General features: G+C 41.3%; 9 protein-coding genes and 1 pseudogene. 9 read left to right on the top strand and 1 reads right to left on the bottom strand.

Annotation, left to right across the window (positions count from 1 at the left end; genetic code table 11):
- Positions 1-55: 55 nt before the first annotated feature.
- A pseudogene (locus tag E5329_RS27355) lies at positions 56-1,147 on the top strand (tyrosine-type recombinase/integrase); the annotation flags it as partial.
- Between the two features lie 113 nt (positions 1,148-1,260).
- On the opposite strand, the gene E5329_RS31280 reads toward E5329_RS27355, so the two are convergent.
- Entirely contained in the window at positions 1,261-1,395 is a 135-nt protein-coding gene (locus E5329_RS31280) for a hypothetical protein (RefSeq protein ID WP_275443813.1), read from the bottom strand.
- A 146-nt stretch (positions 1,396-1,541) separates the two neighbouring features.
- Here E5329_RS31280 and E5329_RS27360 point away from each other — a divergent pair, with 146 nt between their 5' ends.
- The 8 genes from E5329_RS27360 (at position 1,542) to E5329_RS27395 (ending at position 7,416) form a co-directional block, all read left to right on the top strand.
- Positions 1,542-1,916, top strand: a complete 375-nt coding sequence (locus E5329_RS27360) for a TnpV protein (RefSeq protein ID WP_135992331.1) — start codon at positions 1,542-1,544, stop codon at positions 1,914-1,916.
- 127 nt (positions 1,917-2,043) lie between these two features.
- Positions 2,044-2,211 (top strand): helix-turn-helix domain-containing protein, encoded by a 168-nt coding sequence (locus E5329_RS27365; protein ID WP_016307782.1) that lies wholly within the window; start codon positions 2,044-2,046, stop codon positions 2,209-2,211.
- A gap of 150 nt (positions 2,212-2,361) precedes the next feature.
- Positions 2,362-3,063: a lantibiotic protection ABC transporter ATP-binding protein gene (locus tag E5329_RS27370; RefSeq protein ID WP_135992332.1), complete on the top strand. Its 702-nt coding sequence runs from the start codon at positions 2,362-2,364 to the stop codon at positions 3,061-3,063.
- A 3-nt stretch (positions 3,064-3,066) separates the two neighbouring features.
- On the top strand, positions 3,067-3,792 hold the full coding sequence (locus tag E5329_RS27375) for a lantibiotic immunity ABC transporter MutE/EpiE family permease subunit (RefSeq protein WP_135992333.1): 726 nt from the start codon (positions 3,067-3,069) through the stop codon (positions 3,790-3,792).
- 6 nt (positions 3,793-3,798) lie between these two features.
- Entirely contained in the window at positions 3,799-4,530 is a 732-nt protein-coding gene (locus tag E5329_RS27380; protein ID WP_135992334.1) for an ABC transporter permease, read from the top strand.
- Positions 4,523-5,338: a NisI/SpaI family lantibiotic immunity lipoprotein gene (locus E5329_RS27385; protein ID WP_135992335.1), complete on the top strand. Its 816-nt coding sequence runs from the start codon at positions 4,523-4,525 to the stop codon at positions 5,336-5,338. The genes E5329_RS27380 and E5329_RS27385 overlap by 8 nt, the downstream gene beginning before the upstream one ends.
- Before the next feature lie 63 nt (positions 5,339-5,401).
- Positions 5,402-6,061: a response regulator transcription factor gene (locus tag E5329_RS27390; RefSeq protein ID WP_120428136.1), complete on the top strand. Its 660-nt coding sequence runs from the start codon at positions 5,402-5,404 to the stop codon at positions 6,059-6,061.
- A complete protein-coding gene (locus E5329_RS27395) occupies positions 6,052-7,416 on the top strand; it encodes a sensor histidine kinase (protein WP_135992336.1) in 1,365 nt (454 codons plus the stop codon). The genes E5329_RS27390 and E5329_RS27395 overlap by 10 nt, the downstream gene beginning before the upstream one ends.
- The last annotated feature ends 94 nt before the right edge of the window (positions 7,417-7,510 follow it).

Raw genomic sequence — 7,510 nt, forward strand, 5'->3', positions numbered from 1 at the left:
ATTTTAATTTGACGTTTTTGTGCGGGAGACAGGAACTTTAATTTGCTGGGCTACAGACACATGGGCAGAGGAAGAATTAAAGGTTGGCACTCTCAGCAATGGTACGGTTGAGAATTATCTCGGCACTATCCGTTGCATTAAGAAACATCCGATTGCTGATCGCAGACTGAAAACCGTAACAGCGGAACATTTGCAGACATTCCTTGACCTGCTTACTTTCGGAGGGACTTACCCTGATGGTAAAGTGAAGAAGGGATTGAGCAAAGATTATATCCACTCTTTCTCGGCGGTTTTGCAGCAGTCATTCCGTTTTGCGGTATTCCCAAAGCAACTGATTACGTTCAATCCAATGCAGTACATCAAACTGAAACGCAAAGCTGAAGAAGTGGACTTATTTTCAGAGGAAGATATGGGGCATACGGGAACACAGCCTATTTCCCATGAAGAATACGAAAAGCTGATTGCGTACTTGGAAAAGAAAAATCCCCCTGCTGTGCTGCCGATACAGATAGCTTATTATGCCGGTCTTAGGATTGGCGAAGTATGTGGGCTGACTTGGCAGGACATTAACCTTGAGGAACAGTATCTTACAGTAAAGCGCAGTGTCCGCTATGACGGTGCAAAGCACAAAATGATTATCGGACCGACAAAACGCAAAAAAGTGCGAACGGTTGATTTTGGGGACACGCTTACCGCCATACTGAAAAAGGCAAGGAAAGAACAGCTTAAAAATCAAATGCAGTACGAGGAACTGTACCACCGCAATTACTACAAGGAAGTGCAGGACAAAAACAGGGTTTACTATGAGTATTACAGCTTGGAAAACACGCAGGACATTCCGATGGATTACAACGAAATCTCATTTGTATGTTTAAGATCAGACGGTTGCCTTGAAACTCCGAGTACATTGAGTATCGTATGCAGGACGCTCGCAAAGAAACTGGACGGATTTGAGGGCTTTCACTTCCACCAGCTTCGGCATACTTATACAAGCAATCTGCTGTCAAACGGTGCAGCACCGAAAGATGTGCAGGAACTCTTGGGACACTCTGACGTGAGTACCACAATGAATGTGTATGCCCATGCCACAAGGGAGGCAAAGCGGACTTCCGCAAGGCTCTTGGATAAGGTGGCGGGCAACGATTAGATACATTCAGAAAAAACTTTCCCTTGTAAACTGCCCATAAGGGCAAAAACAAGGGAAAATACATATCAATTCACTGTATGAGGCTTAAAAAGCCTTGAAAAATAGGGAAAATTCTATAAATTCATCTGCAAATTTTGATTTACAGAGTTTATAATACCGGCATCCGTTGCAGGTATTTGGGTTACTGGCAGATTGGCAAGACAGTCTGCCAAATTTTTGATCAGGTCAATTTTTTCTTCCGTATTCATAACTCACCTCTAACTAATCTGTATTATAAGATATTTATTAGTATATCAAAGATGAATGAAACCAGATAAGGAGAAAACTCAAAATTTTGTTTAAGACAGCAGACATAACAACATGGAGTGAATATCTTATTTGGAGGAATTACAAAATGGCAAAATCATTATTCGAACAGTTAGGAGGTACATATCGGAAAGAAAGTGATTACTTAGTACCATGCTTGACTGTACCCGCCGAAAAAGAACAGCCGATAGGCATATGGGGACAGCGGCATCTGGACTATCTGAAGCAGTACCGCAAGGTTACATACACCAATCTTCTCACAAGTGGCAGACTGAATACTTACCTTGCCGATATTGACAGGCAGGCGCAGGAACGCTTTGAACGGCTCATAGAGGGAATGAAACAGGCACAGGGCATAACGGAACGCCTAAAAGAAGAAAACGCCTTAGAATGGACAGGGCGGCTGGGTAACATAAGGGCTTGTGCAAGGGAGATTGTGGAGGAAGAAATCTTATACACATAACGGAGTAGCGACAGGGTGTAAAGCTCTGTCGTTTTTCTTTTTTGGGGGATAAAAATTTGCGTTTTATGAATTGATATGTTTGTTCAAACGGCTATGGTAGATACCGTGCAATTTGAGGAGAACAGAAATGTTTGAGTATATGACGGCACAGGACGCAGCGGAGCTTTGGGGAATATCGGTAAGGCGGGCACAAAGGCTCTGTAAGGAAAATCGGATTGAGGGCATATTGAATATCAATCGGGCATGGCTCATACCAAAAGGAGCTGTTAAACTTGCCGATGCCCGAAAAAGATAACCCGATAAAGCAAAATTAGCTTCTCCCATTTACCTTATACTGATATGGCAGACGTTAATCAGGATTTTAAAAAGATTCCTTATCTTTATGAAATCTTCAAAAACATCAGCTATTCTTTTTCCATAATCAAAAGAAAGGACAGTACAGACTATGGAAATGATTTTGAAAACAACAAACCTCTGCAAATCTTTCAACGGACAGACGGCGGTAAACAACATATCGCTGAACATTGAAAGAAACTCCGTCTATGGATTATTGGGACCGAACGGTGCCGGGAAATCTACGACGCTCAAAATGATTACGGGCATTTTGAAACCGACCTCTGGGAATATCGAATTTGACGGTCACGCATGGAAACGCAGCGACTTAAACCATATCGGAGCGTTGATTGAAATGCCGCCGCTTTATGAAAATTTGACCGCCTATGAAAATCTGAAAGTAAGGACTACTATTTTAGGACTGACAGATAAGCGGATTGGCGAAGTGCTGCAAATCGTCCGACTGACGGAAACAGGCAGGAAAAGAGCCGGACAGTTTTCTCTTGGTATGAAACAGCGTCTTGGAATTGCGGTTGCATTACTAAACAACCCGAAGCTGCTCATCCTTGATGAACCAACCAACGGGCTTGACCCGATTGGGATTGAAGAACTTAGAGAGCTTATTCGTTCTTTTCCGGCTAAAGGTATTACGGTCATCCTGTCCAGTCACATTCTTTCAGAAGTGCAGCAGATAGCCGACCATATCGGCATTATCGCGGGTGGCGTTCTTGGATATGAGGGAAAATTGAACGCAAACGAAAATTTGGAACAGCTTTTTATGGACGTTGTAAAAAGCAATCACAGGGAGGGTTAAGGCATGGACTATCTAAAATCAGAACATTTGAAATTTAAGCGGACAATATCGAACAAACTGATTTTCATTGTTCCACTAATCACAGCTGTTTTTGCGTGGCTTATGGGTGGATTTATGGGGTATCAATACATGACACTTTACTGGTGGTATGCGTTTTTGCTTCCGGGAGCAATCGCAATTTTATGTTCTTTGTCACATAGAAAAGAAGAAAATGCCGGGAAATACTATTCGGTATTTTCTATGCCTGTGAACCTTTCAAAATTTGAATTTGCTAAGGGCATTATCTTAGTCGAAAAACTGCTTGTTTCAGCGATATTTTTAGCATTGCTTATTTCTATCAGTAATATCATTGCTCCGGCAACGGCAGTATATTCTCTTTTACACAGCGTTGCAGGAAGTATCGGGATTATCCTTGCGTCTGTCTGGCAAATCCCTTTGTGCCTGTACTTAGCACGCAAAACGGGAATGTTTGTGCCGATTGTGTTAAATACAATACTTGGGATTGTTCTATCTACTGCTACTGCATTAGGAAATACAATAGCATGGTGGTTTGTACCGTATTGTTGGGCGGCAAAACTGGCAAAGCCACTTATGGGAATTGAAATAAACGGAATTTATGCGGGAAATTGTGGATTTTCTATAGCCATTATGATTTCCATTGCGTTGTCAATACTCTTGTTTCTTATTTTGTCCTATGCCGACGCAAAGGATTTTTCCAAAGGGAGGTAGATGGAAATGGGTTTTATTCATGCGGTTCGTTCTGAACAGGTAAAAACGAAGCATACACCGTTTGGGGCTATCCATTTTTGCATACCTGCTATTGGGGCATTGTTATTTCTTGTTTACTATTTCCAGTATGGCAGCACAGCAGATAGTAAAAAGCTCAAAATGATATTAGAAATTACGACAACGTTTTTTCCATTGTTGATAAGCGTTATTGTCGGTCTGAATGTTGCGCTGGAAGAAAAGGCTTCACACTTCCAAACGCTGCTTGCTGTACCGAACCGACACAAAAATATGCTTGCAAAATTAACTTATCTTTATGGTTCGGGGGTATTTGCATTGTTCTTTCTGTTCCTTTTATTTGTGATTGGCATACATCTTTTGGGAATGGCTGATACAGTGCAGCTCGGATTGCTGATTGGAGCCGCCACTGGGATGGCCTTTTGTAACTTGATAATATACATCTTGCACCTGTTCCTTAGCTTCAAATTTGGATTAGGGTTATCCCTGTTTTGGGGTGTGTTTGAAAGTCTGCAATGTATCTTATATAGCAATATCGAACTAAAAGGCATAGCGAGGTATATTCCCTTTTCATGGTCTATGAATTGGGTAAAGGATATTTTGAGCCGACAAATTTTCAACTATGGAACGGAAAAAATATGGATTGCAGCATTAACGACAGGTGGCTTGTTGCTGACCTTATTATGGTTTTCTCATTGGGAAGGACGGAAAAATTATGAATAAAAACAGAAAAATGTTTATAGTCGTGCTGTTTGCTTTTGTTGTATGCTTTTCTCTTGCGGGCTGCTCTTTACAGGAAAAAATCAAGGAATATTCCAGTGATAAAGAGCAATGCTATTTGAACGCAGAGAATGTGACGCAATTTTCCTTTAAGGGAAACGACTACACGATTTTGGAGGATACCGTTTCTAATGGTGGACTTGGGGAATGGACTGGATATATCCGGCAGCTTGCAGCGGTAGACGAAACAGGAAAAGTATTGCTTCAAGAAAACATAGAAACCACTACCTTTCGGACGTTGGCAGATTTAGCGGATAAAGCCCCGGAGGCTGCTTATATTATCCCATTCTTGAATGTGTACGCAGCACCCAACGATGACGATTATCTGATTGTAGATGTAAACGGAGGGTATCACAAAGCTGTTGGAAAAGAAAATATCAAAGACACAGATACGGTCTTTGACTTCAAGGACACAGAGCAGTCTATGAGTGGAAAGTTTGAAATCAATCCCGAAAATGCAACGCAGCTTCTTTGTGACGGGATTATTTATCAAGTAACCTCTGATATCGTATCAAATGATGAATTAGGAAACTGGATTGATATTCTTGCGGAAAGCGTTACATTCGATACAGAAACGAAACGCCCTTTGTCCAAAGAGGATTTGAACAAGATTGACTGGGACGGAAAAAACGCCGGACAGGGGCGGGAACAATGGTTTTACGCAGATGTTTACGAGATTTATGGTACGGATAAAACAGAAGCGGTTGCGGTAAAAATAAATAACCGCTACTATATTGCAGAGCAGAAATGACTGCTTTTCTGCCCTCGCGGATTATGCTATAATACGAAAAGAGCAACGAAAGGAGACGACACTATGGCAGCAATCCTTATGGTTGATGATGAACGACCTATTTTAGAGCTTGTGAAAAATGGGCTGCAAAAAGACGGACATTTCATTACTGCCTATACGTCTGCCGCACAGGTTCCGCTTGATAAGCTGAACAGATACGATTTGATTATACTGGATATTATGATGCCGGATATGGACGGATTTTCTTATTGCAATAAAATCCGTTCATTGGTGGACTGCCCTATTCTCTTTTTGACAGCTAAGACAATGGAAAATGATATTACATTCGGGCTTGGCTTGGGGGCAGACGACTATCTGACAAAACCATTCCGCATTGCGGAGCTGCGGGCAAGGGTAAATGCCCACTTACGCCGGGAACACAGGGAACGGCATGCCGCCCTTACCTTTGAACGGATAAAAATTGATTTGTCCGCAAAGGAGCTGCGGGTAGATGATACACCCATTCCCCTAACAAAAAGCGAATATCTGATTTGTGAATACCTTGCAAGAAATAAAGGACAGGTATTTTCAAAAGAACAGATTTATGAAGCAGTTTTGGGCTTGGAGGGCGACAGCGATAATTCTACTATTTCCACTCATATCAAAAATATCCGGGCGAAATTAAGCAAATTGGATATTCAGCCGATAGCGACAGTTTGGGGGATAGGGTACAAATGGGAATAAAAAAGCCAACATCATTGAAAGCGTCTTTTTGGAAATTTTTATGTATGCTGCTGATTGGGCTAATGGTTTCGGTAGCTATTCCATTTAGCCTTATCCTTGCCGGAACCAGAATGGGCTTTATTACTTATGCGGATTATTCAGAACGCAGCGCAAAAAATCTTGTTCCAATTATTGCTGCAACGCCGGATTTAACAGATGTACAGCTTCCTATGGGGTGCAAATACCTCATACTGGATAAGAATTATCAAATGCGGGAAACGTCTTTAGAGGGCGAAGATTTAGACAGGGCTATGGAGTATGCCCTGTCTGGAAAGATAAACGAAAACCTCAACAAGCAGTATCTGTTTGTTACCCGTGAAAATGAATATGTGGTGCTTCAATATTACATTGGCTCACAGTTTATAAATGAATGGTTCTATAATCATTTTCCCTCACCGGAAATTCTGCTATATATCCTCATGGGGATAAACTGTATCGCGGTCTGCGTGATATTAACAGCGAAATTTGCAAAAAATATGAGGGCGCAGCTCTCCCCACTTTTTGAAGCAACAGAAAAAGTGGCAGAACAAAATCTTGATTTTGAGGTGGGACACTCAAAAATCAAAGAATTTGAAGATGTGTTATGTTCTTTCTCTGATATGAAAAATAATTTGAAATCATCTTTAGAGAAACAATGGAGTGCGGAACAATTACAAAAAGAGCAGATAGCGGCGCTTGCCCACGATTTGAAAACGCCTTTAACTGTCATTCAAGGAAATATCGACTTGATAAGCGAAACAGAGCTTGACGACGAACAGCGGTTATATGCGGGGTATATTATAGAAAGTTCCGGGCAGATGGGCGTTTATATCAGGACGCTGATTGATATATCCCGGACAGTAGCCGGGTATCATCTCAATTTGGAAGAATTTGATATAGCTGATTATATGGAACGGATTGAAGCGCAGGCAAATTCATTATGCCTTACAAAAGAAATTTGTTTACACATGGAAACAGGGGAAAATTTAGGAACTTTCAAAGCGGATAAATTACTACTGGAACGGGCAATTATGAATGTGATAGGCAATGCGATAGATTACTCTCCACCAAAAGGGACAATCTATGTAGAGGTGCAAAAGCCAGACGATTTTCTACAAATCGCCATAATAGATGAGGGAACTGGTTTTACAAATGAGGATTTGCATCATGCAAGGGAGCAGTTTTTTATGGGCGACATCAGCCGAAGCTCTAATATGCACTTTGGCATGGGGCTTTATATCACAAGCAGCATTGTAAAGCAACACAAGGGGGAACTTGCTCTTAAAAATTCCGATAAAACAGGCGGTGCAGAGGTTATAATAAAAATTCCATATTAGGATTTAATGGGCGATGGGAAACATCGCTCATTATTTTTGCTTTATAGGAAATTGCGATTTTTGAGGAGAGAAAAAGAACAAGAGTTTACCGAAC

The sequence above is a fragment of the Petralouisia muris genome (assembly GCF_004793545.1).
Taxonomy (GTDB): domain Bacteria; phylum Bacillota; class Clostridia; order Lachnospirales; family Lachnospiraceae; genus Petralouisia; species Petralouisia muris.

Coding starts and splice junctions, on each gene's coding strand:
- E5329_RS31280 (WP_275443813.1), bottom strand. CDS start 1,395: ATGAATACGGAAGAAAAAATTGACCTGATCAAAAATTTGGCAGACTGT.
- E5329_RS27360 (WP_135992331.1), top strand. CDS start 1,542: ATGGCAAAATCATTATTCGAACAGTTAGGAGGTACATATCGGAAAGAA.
- E5329_RS27365 (WP_016307782.1), top strand. CDS start 2,044: ATGTTTGAGTATATGACGGCACAGGACGCAGCGGAGCTTTGGGGAATA.
- E5329_RS27370 (WP_135992332.1), top strand. CDS start 2,362: ATGGAAATGATTTTGAAAACAACAAACCTCTGCAAATCTTTCAACGGA.
- E5329_RS27375 (WP_135992333.1), top strand. CDS start 3,067: ATGGACTATCTAAAATCAGAACATTTGAAATTTAAGCGGACAATATCG.
- E5329_RS27380 (WP_135992334.1), top strand. CDS start 3,799: ATGGGTTTTATTCATGCGGTTCGTTCTGAACAGGTAAAAACGAAGCAT.
- E5329_RS27385 (WP_135992335.1), top strand. CDS start 4,523: ATGAATAAAAACAGAAAAATGTTTATAGTCGTGCTGTTTGCTTTTGTT.
- E5329_RS27390 (WP_120428136.1), top strand. CDS start 5,402: ATGGCAGCAATCCTTATGGTTGATGATGAACGACCTATTTTAGAGCTT.
- E5329_RS27395 (WP_135992336.1), top strand. CDS start 6,052: ATGGGAATAAAAAAGCCAACATCATTGAAAGCGTCTTTTTGGAAATTT.